Below are 16,168 nucleotides of genomic sequence, written 5' to 3'. Positions count from 1 at the left end.
ATTGTTATTGTTGAATGATTGAAGTTGAATTAAAAAATACAAAGGGCTTTAAAGTAATCAGTGAATGGCTTGCTGAAAAGGATTTTATTCCGTTTTCTTTCCAGGAAGAAACATGGCAACACATCATCAATCATAAATCGGGATTGGTAAATGCTCCAACCGGTTGCGGAAAAACTTTTTCTGTTTTTTTAGGCGCCATCATTTCTTTCATTAATTCAAATCCGGAAAATTATCTAACGAAAAATAAAAACGGCTTACAACTTTTATGGATCACGCCTTTGCGCGCGCTGGCAAAAGATATTGAAAGAGCGATGGAAGAAGTGATTGCAGAACTTGGCATGAGTTGGCAAGTCGGCATTCGCAATGGCGACACGAGCTTGAGCGAGCGCGCCAAACAAAAAAGACAAATTCCTGAAGTGCTGATCATCACTCCTGAAAGCCTTCATCTTTTATTGGCACAAAAAAATTATCCGGATATTTTCAAAAATTTAAAAATCATTGCAGTTGATGAATGGCATGAATTGCTGGGAAGCAAACGTGGCGTGCAAGTGGAACTTGCTTTGTCGAGAATTATTGGACAGAATAGTAAAGCAACAAATAATGCAAATTTTGATTCTGCCGGCAGTTCAAGGCCTTCAGCGTTCAGCATTCAGCCTTCTGCATTAAATGTTTGGGGCATTAGCGCCACCATTGGAAATCTTAAACAGGCGCAGGAAGTATTGCTTTCTTCTCTTTCGCAAATCGGTTTAACGCAAAAAGATTTTAAAACAGTTACTGCTGTAATTAATAAGCCGATTCAAATCGAATCCATTTTTCCTGATGAAATTGAAAAGTATCCATGGGCAGGCCATCTTGGAATTAAGCTGGTTGAAAAAGTAATTCCAATCATCATGAAAAGCAAGACCACGCTTATTTTTATCAACACACGTGGCATGAGCGAAATGTGGTACCAGGCTTTGTTAAATGCTTGTCCGGACCTCGCCGGATCTATCGCTTTGCATCATGGAAGTATCGAGCAGGATCTTCGTTTCTGGGTGGAAGAAAATCTGCACACCGGGAAATTAAAAGCGGTAGTATGCACTGCCAGCCTGGATCTTGGTGTTGATTTTCGTCCCGTTGAAACCGTGATCCAGGTGGGTTCACCCAAAGGCGTCGCAAGATTTTTACAAAGAGCCGGAAGAAGCGGGCACCGGCCGGGTGAAGTCAGTAAAATTTATTTTTTACCAACACACTCATTGGAATTAATCGAAGCTGCTGCATTAAAAGAAGCAACGGAAATTAAGCTGATAGAAGCACGTGAGCCGCGCTTATTATGCTTTGATGTGCTTATCCAGTACCTGAGTACGCTTGCTATTTCAGATGGGTTTTACCCTGAAATTGTTTTTAAAGAAATCAAATCCACTTACTGTTACCAATACCTAACAACGGAAGAATGGCAGCAAATCCTGCACTTTGCAACTGCAGGAGGCGTGGCATTGCAACAATATGACGATTTTAAAAAAATTGAAATTATCGATGGCCTTTATAAAATCAATAACCGAAGAATGGCGATGCGACATCGCATGCATATAGGAACAATCGTGAGCGACCCAATGATGAAAGTAAAATTTATCAGTGGGGGCTATGTCGGCGTTATCGAAGAATGGTTTATCGCCGGAATGCAGCCAGGCGATGTCTTTACCTTGGCCGGAAGAACACTTGAATTTGTGATGATAAAAGATATGACGTGCGTCGTGAGAAAATCAAATGCAAAGAAGGCCCGCATACCGAGTTGGCAGGGAGGAAGAATGCCGCTTTCAGCCAATCTCGGTTTTATGCTTCGCAAAAAATTTGATGAAGCAGGCTTAGGAATTGAAAATGATAAATTGAGCGTTGAAAAAGAAGAAGAGTTGAAAATTCTAAAGCCACTTTTTGAATTGCAGGAATATCTTTCTCATATTCCAAAGCGCAATGAATTATTAATTGAACACATTGAAACCAATGATGGCTTTCATCTTTTTGTTTTTCCCTTTGAAGGGAGATTGGTACACGAAGCCATGGCAGCGGTGTTGGCGTACCGCATCAGCTTAATCATCCCTATTACGTTTTCATTTGCGATGAACGATTACGGCTTTGAATTGCTGAGTGATCAGCCAATTCCCCTGGATGACAGTAACGCGTACACACTTTTTTCGCCTGCTAATTTATTTGAAGATATCCGGCGCAGCCTTAACAGCGTGGAAATGGCGAAAAGAAAATTCCGTGATATCGCCGTAATTGGAGGATTAATTTTCCAGGGATTCCCCGGCGAGCAGAAGAAAGCACGCCATCTGCAATCTTCGGCTTCGCTCCTGTTTAATGTATTTTCAGAATATGACCCGCATAATCTCCTGTTGCGGCAGGCGTACAACGAAGTGATGGAACAACAAATGGAAGAACAGCGCCTGCACGATATGCTGGAAAGAATTCAACAGGGAAAAATTATTATTACTTTTCCAAAAAGACTCACTCCTTTTTGCTTCCCGATAAAAGTTGACAGCATGCGTGAAGACCTTTCGTCAGAAAAGCTGGAGGAGCGCGTAAAGAGAATGCAACTGCAACTGGAAAAATAAACCTACACCGGAACTTTAAAAGACCAGGCTCAATTCCTAAATGATTGTTTTTATCCAATGTCAATCCGAATGCGACGATATAATAGGAAAATTAATTCTTTCATATTTACAGCAGACGAGCAAATACCATCATTTTTTTTTGGGGCATGGGAAGATTAAAAATGATACACCACCGCCAGTAAAAAATTTCCGGTTTTATTTATGCCGTCGCCATTTTGCTTTGAATAAATCTTTTTTCCGGCGCTTTCAAATCGTATTTCAGGAATAATGGTAAGGTTATCAATAATGAAATTAGTTGAAAACGTGGTCTCAAAAATAGAATCATCAAATCCGAGCACATTTTTATTGTCATTGAAAAGTTCTGTACGCAGGCAAAATGCTAGCCAGCTATTGGGACTTGAATTTATGTACAATGCATTGCCGTACCAGCTTTTAGAGGCATCCCATTTGTCAAATTGTTTTCCTTTCCGCCATTGAACAGAGCCATTATATCCCAGGCTCCATTTTTGCGCAATGGAATAATTAACTACCACATCGCCCTGGTAAAGCTTTGCTGAATCGTTATTTTTTCCGCCCTGGTAATTGATAGCCAGCTTTACTTTGTCATCTTTGGTAGAAGTTGAAAATTGGCCAATTATCATTTTTGGAAGATTGCTGGCATATTTCAAGTCAGAAGGATTGGCCACTCCAATCATTAAATTCGACTTTCCGGACAAAGAAATATCCGCTTTTAACCCGGTATGAAAAAAGGGGCCATAGGAAAAAAGATAACTCATGCTGTAATTTCTATTAGCATACGCATCTACTGATTCATAACCAACATGGGTAGCCCAACTGCCCATTGTCAGTTTTATTTTCGGGGAAGGTGAGTAAGTAACATACAATTGTTTAATGGCAATTGAGGATTTTTCATCATTATAGGAAAACTCTTCTGCTCTTTTTCCAAAACCAATATCAGCAAGCATCCCCACTTTGCCTACGTTGTGTTCGGCCTTGAAGGATACGCTTCCCAACTCAAATGAATTCTGTGAATTAGTGAAGCTCGTAAAATTATTAAATGGCTTTTCGGGATTATTAAAATCATACCTGTAATATGCATCAGCACTTCCTGAAAATTTAAAAAAAGCATTTTTCGTCGTGTCTTGACCTTTTGCACTTGTAAATGCTACCAGGCAAAAGATGGCCGGGCCAATTTTTGTCAGCATTGAATAATTATTTAAAAATGAAAAAATAGAATGATTTAAAGTTCTATGGTATTTTCTTCGATGTGTAAAATGCCATTCTGCTTTACCAGCAAAGTGCCCTGGAAATATTTCTCGTCATGCTGAGTGGCATCTAATCCTAATTCTTCATCTTCTTCGCTTACCCGCATAGGCATTATCCAATTGATGAATTTGAAAATAGCGTAGGAAGAGGCAAAACTATAGGCTACTACAATGCCCAATCCTTTTAATTGAGTGAAGAAAAATGTTGGATTTCCATAAAATAAGCCATCATTACCGCCGGCATTCACGGTTTTGGTAGCAAAAATTCCTGTAAGAATCATGCCTACAATGCCGCCGATACCGTGGCAGGGAAACACATCCAAGGTATCATCCAAAGGAGATTTGGATTTATAATAAATAGCTATGTTTGAAATTACAGCGGCTACTACTCCAATAAAAATACTTTGGGGAATGGCTACATAGCCTGACGCAGGTGTGATAGCAACCAGGCCTACCACGGCGCCAATACAGAAACCGAGAACCGAAGGTTTTTTCCCCCTCAAAAGATCAAAAAACATCCAGGCTAAACCAGCGGCGGCGGCAGAAGTATTAGTAGTGGCAAAAGCAGAAACGGCCAAATGGTTGGCTGCCATGGCAGAACCAGCATTAAAACCAAACCAGCCGAACCATAAAAGGCCAGTTCCAATTAGTACATAGGGAATATTTGCGGGCGGAATTTCTTTATGTTCTATGTGTACCTTTCTTCTTTTTAAAACGATGGCTCCAGCGAGGGCAGCGCATCCTGCTGAAATGTGAACTACAGTTCCGCCGGCAAAGTCGAGGATTCCCATTTTAAATAAAAATCCTTCAGGATTCCATGTCCAGTGAGCAATGGGCGCATACACAAACAGGCTGAACAGGACAATAAAAAGCACGTAAGAAGAAAACCTTGTTCTTTCTGCCACAGCTCCCACCACCAGGCTGGGTGTAATGATGGCAAACATCAATTGAAAAAGAGCAAACAATAATAAAGGGATAGTCGGCGCCAGGCTCCAGGGCTGACCTGAATTTACTCCTTTGAAAAAAATATGTGTGAAGGGATTCCCGATTACGCCTCCGATCGAATCTCCAAAAGCAAGACTATACCCTACTGTTATCCATAAAACGCTCACTATGCCCGCAGCCACAAAACTCTTAATCATGGTCGAGAGCACGTTCTTTCTGTGAACCATTCCTCCGTAAAAAAATGCAAGGCCGGGAGTCATTAAGAAAACGAGAGCAGTGGCAATTAATAACCAGGTCATATCTGCCGGAACATATTGGCCTTTACCATTAAATTCGGGAAGGGAAGGAACAAATAATGCAACGCAGGCAATTAACATTAAAACTCCAAAAGGAATAACTTTAGACAGATTAATTTTTTTCATATCCATTTAATTTTAATCAAAACTAAACGAATAATCCAAAAAACAAACAAAAAAAATATATTTTTATTTATTTAATGTAATATTTTAGCTATACTGAAATGAATTACAGGCTATTTTCTTTTATATTTAAAACATATTAATTTATATAATTTGTTTATAGTGGAGCAATAAATATTCGAAATCTCATTTTACAGGTTCATGTAAGATTGCAAGGCCTTTACATAATTCTCAAAAGCTTCTTTGCCAAGGGGGGTTATTTTACACAGGGTTTGTGGATAGTTATTATTGAATTGTTTTTGAATTTCGATATAACCTGCTTCTTTTAATTTACTGATTTGAACGCTTAGGTTACCCGAAGTAGCATTTGTTTTCTCTTTGAGAGATGAAAACTCCGCTTCTTTTATACTGACTAAAATCGACATTACCGCCAGCCGCAACTGAGAATGCAATATGGGGTCTAATTCTTTAAACTGCATTATTTTGAATTACGATAAATATCATATTTTTTTTACTTGATCTTCGAAGCCAATTATTTATACTGCGATAAAAAATATTCCAATGCATCTTTACCCCAATTGGGTGAAATATCTGAGGCTGGTTTGAAATTATCAAAAAGAACTTTTGCTTTCTCTAACAGCTTTTTTGCCTCTTCTTTGCTGCCGCCGTATGCTTCCGGAGTATAATATTTGTTTTCAGCTTCAAACAGAATAGGCCGTGGATTAGCGGGGTCCAGCGTTTCAGATTTTTGCAGATTATCCGTGATAGCGGGGCCATACTGCTGGTAACGGTTTTGTGGATCTACCGTCATGCGAACAGTTGCAATCATTGATTTGATAAGCGCTGTTTCAGAATTATCTTTTCCTAAAGTAGCCACTGCTTTTTGAATGGATGAATCGGCTTTATCCGCTATAGGATCTTTTGCCGAAGCATCCTGGCTTCTTAATGCGTCCATGGTGTAGCAATAGGAGGCATAATAATAGGGAAGCCATTGGTTTTTTTCGGCATCGCCGATGCGTGTAAAATTATTGGCCAATTCGGTATAATTGCCTTTTGCCATGAGTGAATCGAGCTGCGAAATATTTGCTTTCATTGCTCCTTCATATTTCGCGCTTTGGGCGAAAGTAAATGCGGAAATGCTAATTAATGCCGCCAAAAAAATTGTTTGTTTCATTTTGATTGTTTTGTGAATTAGAGAAAAAGCCGTTGCCTGGTTCAATTATTATTGTTTTTAAGTTTATTATATTCTTTTTCGGCAAGGGAATTTTGATTTTTATAGGCAGCCACGTAATGAAAAAAAATCCCAATGCCCCAGCCAACCATTGGCCATACGGGCCACGGTATCTTCTCAATATGCGTGATTGGGCTCGGGGTATTTTTCAGGCTAAGATACCAGACGGTCCAGAAAAAAATATTCATGATAAAATAAATAAGCACATGATATTTAAATGCTGCCCTTTTCTGCGCTCTTTTCCATAATTCCGGGTCTTTAATTTCTTTTTCCATAATCTTAATTTTAGGTTTTATAATAAATAACCCAAATACCTCAAACCTCATACCTGATAATTCTTAGTCTCGTTCTTTAGCCATGCGTTTTGCTTTCGGCTCTCCGCTTTACAAATGATTATTAATCTCATCTTGTGTGCGGTCAATTCCAAGGCTCACAAAATATCCAATAAAAATAAATCTTCTGGAAGGCGGCGTAACGGCCAATTTATTTTGCCCGTTTACTGAAAAATTATAAGCATACACATTTTTAAACCCAAAAACGTTGGTTACCGAAAGTACGAAAACAGAAAAAGCTTTCGCTTTGGGATTAAATACGGTTGGAAGGTAATTCAGGCTCACACTTACATCATTATAGCTTTTTGTTCGTCCCTGCTCTTTTATAAAGTAATTATTTTGATTGTCGTCGTATACCATTGCATAGTAAGGGCGGCCCGAAGCAAAAGTATAAGACATATTGAATTGCATTTTTACCGGCGCTATAAACTGTTTAAGCACTATCGACGCCGTATGTTTTGAAACAAAAGACGGTTCAATAGAAGAAGGATAATTTAAAAAATCCCGTTTGGTATCAAGGTAAGAATAAGAAATCCAGTAATCTAAATTTTTGAAAGTTTTTTTATCTCTCCAAAAAAATTCAATTCCCTTTGCATCGCCAAAACCATTATTGTTTATGGCGGTGAAATTTTCATTGTTAGCGCCCATGGTTTTTATAAGGTCGTCGTATTCTTTATAAAATATTTCCGTTCTGAAAAACCGGTCTTTCACTGATTTCTGATATTGCAATATATAATGAGTAGCTTTTTCGAAATGCAAAGCATTGATAGAAGGTAAGTATTTGTTGTCAGGGTCCTGGTAAAAATTGCCATAGGCGAAAGAGACCTGGCCCTTATCCGGAAATTTATAAGCAAAAGAAATACGCGGCGCAACATTCCATTCTTCTATTAATTTAGAATGCTCTGTGCGTACGCCGGCCCGCGCAGCGAAATTATTTGCCAGGTAAATATCGGCCTCAGCAAAACCAGCAAAAATATTCTCTTTTATTTTACGGGGATATATTGTTCCGTCATATTCGTAATAATTTGCGTTTTCATCACTATAATTATCCTCAGCGCCAAACCGGATAGCGCTGAGCGCCTGTAACTTTTTTTCAAATATTACTTTGCCATTAGCATAATTACCTTTACTTACCAGTCGGAAATTTTTATAAGCATACAGGGGATTGTCTGGTATTTCCTGTTTCATATTGTTTTCATCCTGCAGCTGCATTTTAATTTTATCTTCGTTATTACTGTACGAACCTGCGATATCCACTTTCCACCCATTTCCAAAAAATTCACGCCACGACAGGTTGTGATAGATGTTTATATTTTTAAGCGCAAATGCATCTTTCATTTTTAAAGAGTCCACATCCTGGTTTCTGAAACCTACATTAGTAGCCCCAAACATTCCATAATATTTTAACATGCCAGTGGATGAAGTTTTAATTCTGAAATTTGCATCTGCCTGGTGCGCTATGGGAACCTGGAAATAATCAAATCTTTGTTTGATGAGATTATAAACGAGCGATAAATTAGCATAGGAATACGTAGCTCCCCAGGATGACTTTTTATTTTTAGAAAGTTTTTGGATACCTGCATTGGCATTGAGATAAGAAATTCCAAAACTGGCTGAGGTTTTTTCAGGAAGATCGATGGACTCAAGCAGCAGCACAGAAGAAAGCGCCTGGCCGTATAAAGCAGAATATCCGCCGGAACTAAAAAGCGTTCCTTTAAATAAAAACGGATTAAATCTGCCGCGCGATGCGTGGCCCGGTTCGGTGCTGTAATAAAAATGATTGACCAATGAACCATCGATGAAATATTTTGTTTCATCGGCTGTGCCGCCTCTTACAAATAAACCCGTGCTTTCTCCTGTTTGCTGGGTGCCGGGTAGCGTTTTAAGCGCAGCAGTAATATCCGAATTAGCGCTGGCTGTAGTAGCAATGTCGATTGAGCTTAAGGCAGTCGCTCTTTTTGCATCTCCTGCTTCAAAAGTGCCGGCGCTAATTACCACCGCTTTTAATTCAGTGATGGCTTCCTTGAGCTGTATGTTGAGATTTATAGGTGAAGATGCGATTTCAATTTTTTCTTCATAATCCTTAAAACCTGAAGAGGTAGCTTTTAAAATATGCGGCCCCTTTTCTGAAGTGATAAAAGAAAAATTGCCAGCGGAATCTGAGGTGGCGCCGTCGTAGGAATCCATAATACTGACACTTACTCCTGCTAACGGAATATTTTTATTGCTCAGGATTTTTCCATCGATTTTTACCTGGCTTATTGCATTAGAACTAATTAAAACAAGAAAAAGAATGCTTAAAATCTTCATTGTACATAAATAAAGCATAAAAATAAATTAGTTTATAATATAAACAAAATATTTTTATAATTACTTTGATAACCGCCAATGTAGAAATTATTGTTTGTAACCAACTGAAAATCAATAGTAGATGAAATCAAAACGCTATTTGCTCTTATATGTGAAGGGTTAGAAAAATTATTCACATCGCCGAAATTTAATTTGTTTATCTCTCTGCAATTTGTAATTTAGCAATAGAATTTAATGGGTTAGTAAGTACAAAGAGCTGGTAGAATTACCGGCTCTTTTACTTTTTTATACATAACGGATTTAAAACCGGTTGTTGTAAAATACATTCTATCGAACGGGAATAATCGAAAAACTTTTTTGTAAAAGAAGATTTGTATAACATGCATCGTTGTCAGTAATTTGAAAATCTCTTTCAGCAAAAGTATAAATGTTCAATATTCTTATTTTGGCACCAAGGAATTAATTTGCACATTAGCAAATCATCACATTAGTACATTAAGTAAATGAGCAAAACTAAAACGGCTTTTTTTTGTAACAACTGCGGACACGAAAGTGCAAAGTGGGTAGGTAAATGCCCGTCATGCAATGAGTGGAATACTTTTGTGGAAGAAGTGATTGTAAAAGGAAATGAAAAGCCTGTATCAGAATGGAAAGAATTTTCTGCTTTGAGTGGGGGCATTAAAACCATTTCCCTCCAGGATGTAACCAGCGGTGAGGAAAAAAGAATTATTACAATCGATAAAGAACTCAATCGTGTGTTAGGCGGTGGTATTGTTTTAGGCAGCATTATACTAATAGCCGGAGAACCCGGAATCGGGAAATCAACACTTTTTTTACAGGCTACTTTGCAAATGCAGCATATTCGCACCTTGTATATAAGCGGCGAAGAAAGTGAACAGCAAATCAAAATGCGGGCAGACAGGCTGCAAATCGATAATCAGAATTTTTTTCTGTTAACAGAAACGAACACACAAAGTATTTTTAAAGAAATCAAAAAGTTAAAACCTCAATTAGTTATTGTTGATTCTATCCAAACCATTCAATCGCCATATATAGAATCGGCGCCCGGAAGCGTATCGCAAATAAGAGAAAGCGCCGCAGAGCTTCAGCGCTTTGCCAAAGAAACCAATACGCCGGTATTTTTAATTGGCCACATCACCAAAGACGGAAGCATTGCGGGGCCAAAAATTCTGGAGCACATGGTAGACACCGTTTTGCAATTTGAAGGCGACCGGCATTATGCCTACCGGATTTTACGAACCTTAAAAAACAGGTTCGGTTCTACATCTGAGTTAGGGATTTATGAAATGACCAGCGAGGGTATGAAAGAAGTTTCCAATCCTTCAGAAATATTAATTACCCAAAAGGAGGAGCAGCTAAGCGGTGTAGCTATCGGCGCTACGATGGAAGGGATACGCCCTTTATTGATTGAAGTGCAGGCATTGGTAACACAAAGTGTTTATGGAACCCCGCAAAGAACCAATACTGGTTTTGACTTACGAAGGTTACAATTGCTGCTGGCGGTTTTGGAAAAGCGCGGCGGCTTTCATTTTGGCGTAAAAGATGTTTTTATAAATATTGCAGGCGGATTAAAAGTAGAAGACCCTTCTATTGATTTGGCCGTATTAAGCGCTTTGCTTTCTTCGTATGAAGATGTGGCGCTGCCCATGCAAATCTGTTTTTCGGGCGAGGTCGGTTTAAGTGGTGAAATCAGAGCCGTCAATCGGATTGAACAGCGAATTGCCGAGGCAGAAAAATTAGGATTTGAAAAAATTATTGTGAGTAAATACAATACTAAGGGGTTAGGGAAAAATAAATTCAACATTGAAGTGATTTCTTTGGGAAAAGTGGAAGAGCTGTACCGGTATTTGTTTTAATCTGCCAAAAAAGAAAAAAAATCTCATCACCGCATTAAAATAGAAATCCGCATTATTTGTTTCTTTACTGTATGAAAGTTGATTATTAGCAAGAACCAATTTCCTTAATCATTTAATTGGCGTAATAGTAACCGGCCCCGTTAATCCTGACTTCACAGGTTCCCATTTTGCTGCATTGAATAAGCCATCTTTACCGCGATCCTGTGGAAGTTTTGCAGCAAAATTTATATTGTTGAATTTCTTCCAGAATACATGGTTTTTGTCAAGATTGATGATGCGGTTGGCCATGCTGTTAGCTACTTTTATTTCAAGCACATTGTTTTCTTTGAAATCTTTCCGGTTAAGTTTACATGAAAATACCGGGCCGATAACAGTAGCCACGTGTTTCGAATTTAAATATACTTCAGCGCTTTCATTCACTTCGCCAAGGTTCAATAAAAAATGCGCTGCCTTTGATGCCGGCATCTTAAAATGAGTAACATACGCTGCAGTACCGGAAAATACCTGGTAAGAAGTATCCTTAAAATCCGTCCACGGCTGTAAATGATCCAGTTGAAGTTTTTCAGGCAAAACTGGACCGCCGCTTAAGAACGTTACACTCCATTTGCCTTTGATTTGCACAGGCTCGCCCGTCTTTTCAAGATAAGGATAAACGGTTCCCTTAATCGCATTTTTTGATGTTTGTACGATGATACTTTCACCTGGTTCCAATTGCAAAAAGACAGATGAGCTACCGTTGGTATTTTTTCTAAACCGAGCTACGCCGCTATCTCCCGACATAGGATGATACAGCGCCGACCCATTGGCGCTGGTTTGTAGATTCACCCAGCCCTCAAAAAATTTATCACTTCGATTGGCAATGAAATAGAATTCGGAGCCATCTTTATTTTGCCGCCTGGCATATTCAAGGCCGCCGTCTGCCATCGTCTCACGACGAATACCGGCAAGCTGAAGTGTTTGCATTAAATCTCCGGACAGATAAATTTTCCCCTTGCCTGCTTCAGCCATTTCAACACCGTTTTTGTTTTTTTGGAAGTGCATGTCGCCGATGAGATTATGGAATAATTTCCGGTGTTGATCAAGCTCAGCATAGCCTGGCACATCCGTGGGCAATCCATTATAAAATATGACAGTAGCGCCGTTTTCAGCAAGGTGCACCAATTTTTGTAGCGTGGAAGCCAGCATAAACTTAACGCCGGGTATCACAATAGTTTGATAGGAAACGCCGCCTGTTGCAATCTTTCCTTTATCAACAGAAAGATTTTCTATCTGCCGGTCAGAAATATAATCAAATGCATAGCCTTTTTGCTGCATGGTATCTGCAGCCAGCTCAAAAGGTGTTCCGTCAAATCCGGGTTTCATGCCATCAAAATGCAACAGCAATTGTTTGGAAGGCTCTGAATATTTATCGTAGATAGGGAAATACAATAAAACATCATTGTCCGATTTACCACTCTGCAGAAACGATTGCGTCCGGGCAACATACTGATTCAATTTTGAAAAATTATTCCAGAAAGGATTGGTTTGAGTAAATTCGACCGATGCGTAAAAAAGCCTTCCCGGCCACGGTTCCGAAGCAGGCGAATAAGCAGTGCCATGATAGAAAATGTGATTTACGCCGCCAATAAAATAAACGTCGAGCGCTTCTTTTACATCACTCAGTGAAGACAAAAAGTGCTCCTTTAACCATGTAGCCGATTCGGACGACGCCAAAGGTTTGCCCATGATATGAGCAGCGGAAGGCGCAAATTTAATGCGCAGTATTTCGGTTCCTTCGGTTTCGGGAATATCCACCACGCCATACAAATCCAGCGTATTGGCCGGAGAACCATGCGATTGATTGCGCACGATTTTACCCTTACTATGCGCCCATTTATACCACTCTTTTGTAAAATCATTCAATATTAATTCATCAATAGTCATGCGATAGTCACACACAATGCGATTGCTTTTTTCTGTTGGTGTATTGGTAAATAAATCAGGAAGAAACTTCCTGAGATCATATCCGCGCCTTTTTTCAAATTCTTTAAAAAGCAAAGGCGTATAATTTGATTGGCCCACAGCATCATCTACTTCATACGAATCATTAAAAAACCCACGCAAGTTGCTTAAATCGCGGCCCTTAAAGGCTTCGTCAAAACGAGCGAGGTAATGGCCTAATGCAGCCGACGAAAAATGATCAATCACATTACCTTCACCGCCCGGCGCAGCGCGCTCTACCTGCTTGCCATGCCATCCCATAAAAAGAGCATAGAGTTTCCAATTGCCTTTGGGAGCTGTCCAGTTCAATATCCCATTCTGATTTACTTTATTTGTTACTTCAACTGTATCGCCCACATCCGAATAAGCCATCAACACCTGCAGCGGCAGCGGACGGGCAAATTTTACCTGGTCAATTGACAACTGCTGTAAGTCTTTATTGGCAGAAATGGGTTGTAAAATATCATTGATTGTTTTTTCAATTGGATGTTCCGTGCGCAATAGTGGCTGTTGAATGTATTGAATAGTATCTTTCAAAGTTTCTCCGGCGCTTAAGCTGTAAGTCTTATAAACCATATCCTTGGATGCATCTTCGTCTCCTATCCAGGGGCCGCCAAATGGCCAGCCGGTAGCATTTGCCAGGTCTATGCCGAGATTCAGTTGTTTGGCTTTTTGCAATGTATAATCAAACATCTCCATCCACTTTGGCGAAAGGAAGTTGATGTATTGATCTTCTTCATGCTGCACACCGTAAATTGCTGTAAGTTCCAGCCCGCCAAGTCCTGCATCATGATATTGTTGCATGACTGCGGCAAGATCATTTTTATTCACTTCACTGCCCAGCCACCACCATCGTGTCCAGGGCTTTGTTTGTTCAGTAATGGCAGGCCATTTGATTTGAGCCGAAACGTAATGAATAAAAAAGACAGTAAACGAAAGAATAATCGTTTTTTTCATTTTCTAAAATTAATCTCTTGAAGTTTAAGATTGGCTCTTTTGATTTGCATCAGGCAATAAGTATTGTGATTAAACAAAGATAAATGTGTGCATGTAAAGATATTCTTTCAAACAACAAACTGCATCCTGTCCTATGCTGAATGAATAAGGATTTTATTTCAGCAGTATGATTCATTATGTCAAAATAAAAACACGATTAAAAATGGCTTTACTGCAAGTAAATTTAGCCTGCTAATTTTAAAACCGCAAATGGGGACACCCTTAAAAACGTATACCCATCGCCGTTAGTTTATAGTTTCTGAATTTCTAACGGCAAATTTGTTTATCAAGCAACACAATTACTTCGGATGCTTTTTCATAAATGGAATTGAGTTGGCTCACATGCGATGGAGGCGCATATAAATTCATTTGTATTTCGTCCATTAAAGACGTGAGCATAAGTGAAGTATTAAGCGTAACATTACATTTATCCAATTCTTCATTCACCCGCTTTTTTGATAATTCGCCTTGAGGCACTTTGAATTTCCCTGACAAAAATTTTCTCAAAGAAGCATCTAATGTATGGTAAAAGCCATAGCTGTCCTGCGCCATAAGCTTTTGATGAACTTCCTTTAACGGGTTTTCAGGAATGGTGAATTCTGTTTTTTTAATTTCATCACCTGCCGGCTCGTCATTCTTCAAATCATCAAGCTTAATATTTTTTTCGAGGTCATCACCGCTTCTGCGTTTTCTAATCAACACAAAAAGAATGGCCAAAATCACCAGCGCCACCAGAATAATACCTGCAATGATTTCAGTTTTTGCGGAAACAATTTCATCCGCAGAGGAAGAATTAGCAGCTCCTGATAAACCATTATGCGGAATACCTTTACCCTTTGTTACCACCAAATGCAAAGGTGGTGTACGAAGAATTTTATAGGAAGAAGAAAGAGGATCGAAGTATGAAAATTCAATAGAATCAATAGAATATTTTCCGGGTTTGGAAACAGTGAAAGGATACGAAAATGTTTTACTCCCCTGCATAGGCACCTGCTTCCTGTCCACATTGTCTTTTACTTTTGCATCATAGCCATCAATACCGTCGGGCCACGAAACAGTGGGCGCATTTATCAGTTGAATATTTCCTTTGCCTGTGATCGTAAGTTTTAAAATGCCCGCATCATCAGTGCTGATTTTATCTTTTTCCAATGAGGAAGCGATTGAAAATTCGCCAACCGCACCGCGAAAGTCCGCGGGCTTGTCGGCCGGAAGCGGTTTTACATTAATTACTTCAGGAGGTGATTTTAATGTAACGCTTTTCTCAACCAGACCTTCCGGTGGAATGGCATCCTGGCCAAAATTCTGAAACATATCAAAAAATCCTCCCCTGTCGCGACGGTTGAGATAAGCAGCTTTTACGAACGTTACTTTATTTGTAGATGTCATCGAACCCAAAGTAATATCTCCTGATTGCAATGGGTACAATTCAACTTTCCGGATATTGTATACATTATACATCCGGCCATTATATTTCTGAACAGTTGAGTTGCTTGAAACATCCAAATCGTTTACCGAAAATCCGTTGAAGGATGGCACGTCCGTGATTGTTGTTTCTGAAGGTAATCTTGTAAAAAGCTGATAGGTAGCCACAACAGGCTCACCTACATAACATGACTTTTTACTAACATTCACCTTGATGAATAAATTTTTTGCGGTCTTTTCTTCCACATTTTCGTTCGGCTTTAAAATATAATCATCAAACTGGCGCGTAGCAGGGGCAGAAGGGAAATCAAAATTTAACGGGGGGAATGGAGGCAAATTCTGTTGAGGCCCGGATGGTTGTGATGACGCCACAGAGCCTTTTACGACTACTATAGTGATGGGATGGGTGGAAAGATGCTCGCCATCAGCAACTGTGGTAGCGGAACCGATGGTAAATGTGCCGGTGCTGTTGGGGGTCAGCGTATAGCCGAGCGCCACATAGCTGGTGATTTTGCCATTAATATTTGATTGGCTACTTTCCTGGTTGGGCCCTGAGACAATCGTAAAATTTTTAAAATCAGGAGGTACAATGCTTTCTACATTTGTGGCATTTTCTACTTTAAATTTTACTTGCAATACATCTTCTTTACCTATTTTTTTTTGCGGACAAACCACACTGAATTTCACCTGTGCCTCCGAAGTTCCGGGGCTCAAAAATGCCAGAAGAAAAACAAAAAAGCCGGTTTTAAATGCAGATTGTAAAAATGTTATCATTTCTTCAGGAAAAACTTAGTTACAAA

The 16,168-nt window shown here is 39.3% G+C and carries 10 protein-coding genes; 2 read left to right on the top strand and 8 right to left on the bottom strand.

The window, feature by feature from the left end:
- Nucleotides 1-14: 14 nt before the first annotated feature.
- Nucleotides 15-2,591, top strand: coding sequence for a ligase-associated DNA damage response DEXH box helicase (locus EFY79_RS15665; RefSeq protein ID WP_123121664.1), 2,577 nt, complete (start codon nt 15-17; stop codon nt 2,589-2,591).
- 155 nt (nt 2,592-2,746) lie between these two features.
- On the opposite strand, the gene EFY79_RS15660 is transcribed toward EFY79_RS15665, so the two are convergent.
- From EFY79_RS15660 to EFY79_RS15635, 6 genes are all read right to left on the bottom strand, one after another.
- Nucleotides 2,747-3,796 (bottom strand): outer membrane beta-barrel protein, encoded by a 1,050-nt coding sequence (locus EFY79_RS15660; RefSeq protein WP_123121663.1) that lies wholly within the window; start codon nt 3,794-3,796, stop codon nt 2,747-2,749.
- Nucleotides 3,797-3,831: 35 nt separating this feature from the next.
- Nucleotides 3,832-5,223: an ammonium transporter gene (locus tag EFY79_RS15655; RefSeq protein ID WP_123121708.1), complete on the bottom strand. Its 1,392-nt coding sequence runs from the start codon at nt 5,221-5,223 to the stop codon at nt 3,832-3,834.
- 188 nt (nt 5,224-5,411) lie between these two features.
- On the bottom strand, nt 5,412-5,699 hold the full coding sequence (locus EFY79_RS15650; protein ID WP_123121662.1) for a winged helix-turn-helix domain-containing protein: 288 nt from the start codon (nt 5,697-5,699) through the stop codon (nt 5,412-5,414).
- A 53-nt stretch (nt 5,700-5,752) separates the two neighbouring features.
- A complete protein-coding gene (locus tag EFY79_RS15645) occupies nt 5,753-6,394 on the bottom strand; it encodes a hypothetical protein (protein ID WP_123121661.1) in 642 nt (213 codons plus the stop codon).
- Nucleotides 6,395-6,435: 41 nt separating this feature from the next.
- Nucleotides 6,436-6,726, bottom strand: coding sequence for a 2TM domain-containing protein (locus EFY79_RS15640; protein WP_158605227.1), 291 nt, complete (start codon nt 6,724-6,726; stop codon nt 6,436-6,438).
- 108 nt (nt 6,727-6,834) lie between these two features.
- The gene (locus tag EFY79_RS15635) at nt 6,835-9,093 is read right to left on the bottom strand and encodes a TonB-dependent receptor (RefSeq protein ID WP_123121659.1); all 2,259 of its coding nucleotides are present in this window, start codon (nt 9,091-9,093) and stop codon (nt 6,835-6,837) included.
- A gap of 503 nt (nt 9,094-9,596) precedes the next feature.
- On the opposite strand from EFY79_RS15635, the gene radA reads away from it, so the two are divergent.
- Nucleotides 9,597-10,970 carry a DNA repair protein RadA gene (gene radA, locus EFY79_RS15630; RefSeq protein ID WP_123121658.1) on the top strand — a complete coding sequence of 458 codons (1,374 nt, stop codon included), beginning with the start codon at nt 9,597-9,599 and terminating at the stop codon, nt 10,968-10,970.
- A gap of 108 nt (nt 10,971-11,078) precedes the next feature.
- On the opposite strand, the gene EFY79_RS15625 is transcribed toward radA, so the two are convergent.
- Nucleotides 11,079-13,907 (bottom strand): glycosyl hydrolase, encoded by a 2,829-nt coding sequence (locus EFY79_RS15625; protein ID WP_123121657.1) that lies wholly within the window; start codon nt 13,905-13,907, stop codon nt 11,079-11,081.
- 306 nt (nt 13,908-14,213) lie between these two features.
- A complete protein-coding gene (locus EFY79_RS15620) occupies nt 14,214-16,142 on the bottom strand; it encodes a BatD family protein (protein ID WP_123121656.1) in 1,929 nt (642 codons plus the stop codon).
- Nucleotides 16,143-16,168 lie beyond the last annotated feature (26 nt).

The organism is Hanamia caeni, assembly GCF_003721595.1.
In the GTDB taxonomy this organism is placed as follows: Bacteria; Bacteroidota; Bacteroidia; order Chitinophagales; family Chitinophagaceae; genus Ginsengibacter; species Ginsengibacter caeni.
The sequence above is the reverse complement of the archived record's forward strand: the minus strand, read 5'-3'. Positions and strand labels throughout refer to the sequence as shown.

Bases quoted from the DNA above. Each gene is read 5' to 3' on its own strand.
- EFY79_RS15665 (WP_123121664.1), top strand. From the start codon at position 15: ATGATTGAAGTTGAATTAAAAAATACAAAGGGCTTTAAAGTAATCAGT.
- EFY79_RS15660 (WP_123121663.1), bottom strand. From the start codon at position 3,796: ATGCTGACAAAAATTGGCCCGGCCATCTTTTGCCTGGTAGCATTTACA.
- EFY79_RS15655 (WP_123121708.1), bottom strand. From the start codon at position 5,223: ATGAAAAAAATTAATCTGTCTAAAGTTATTCCTTTTGGAGTTTTAATG.
- EFY79_RS15650 (WP_123121662.1), bottom strand. From the start codon at position 5,699: ATGCAGTTTAAAGAATTAGACCCCATATTGCATTCTCAGTTGCGGCTG.
- EFY79_RS15645 (WP_123121661.1), bottom strand. From the start codon at position 6,394: ATGAAACAAACAATTTTTTTGGCGGCATTAATTAGCATTTCCGCATTT.
- EFY79_RS15640 (WP_158605227.1), bottom strand. From the start codon at position 6,726: ATGGAAAAAGAAATTAAAGACCCGGAATTATGGAAAAGAGCGCAGAAA.
- EFY79_RS15635 (WP_123121659.1), bottom strand. From the start codon at position 9,093: ATGAAGATTTTAAGCATTCTTTTTCTTGTTTTAATTAGTTCTAATGCA.
- radA (WP_123121658.1), top strand. From the start codon at position 9,597: ATGAGCAAAACTAAAACGGCTTTTTTTTGTAACAACTGCGGACACGAA.
- EFY79_RS15625 (WP_123121657.1), bottom strand. From the start codon at position 13,907: ATGAAAAAAACGATTATTCTTTCGTTTACTGTCTTTTTTATTCATTAC.
- EFY79_RS15620 (WP_123121656.1), bottom strand. From the start codon at position 16,142: ATGATAACATTTTTACAATCTGCATTTAAAACCGGCTTTTTTGTTTTT.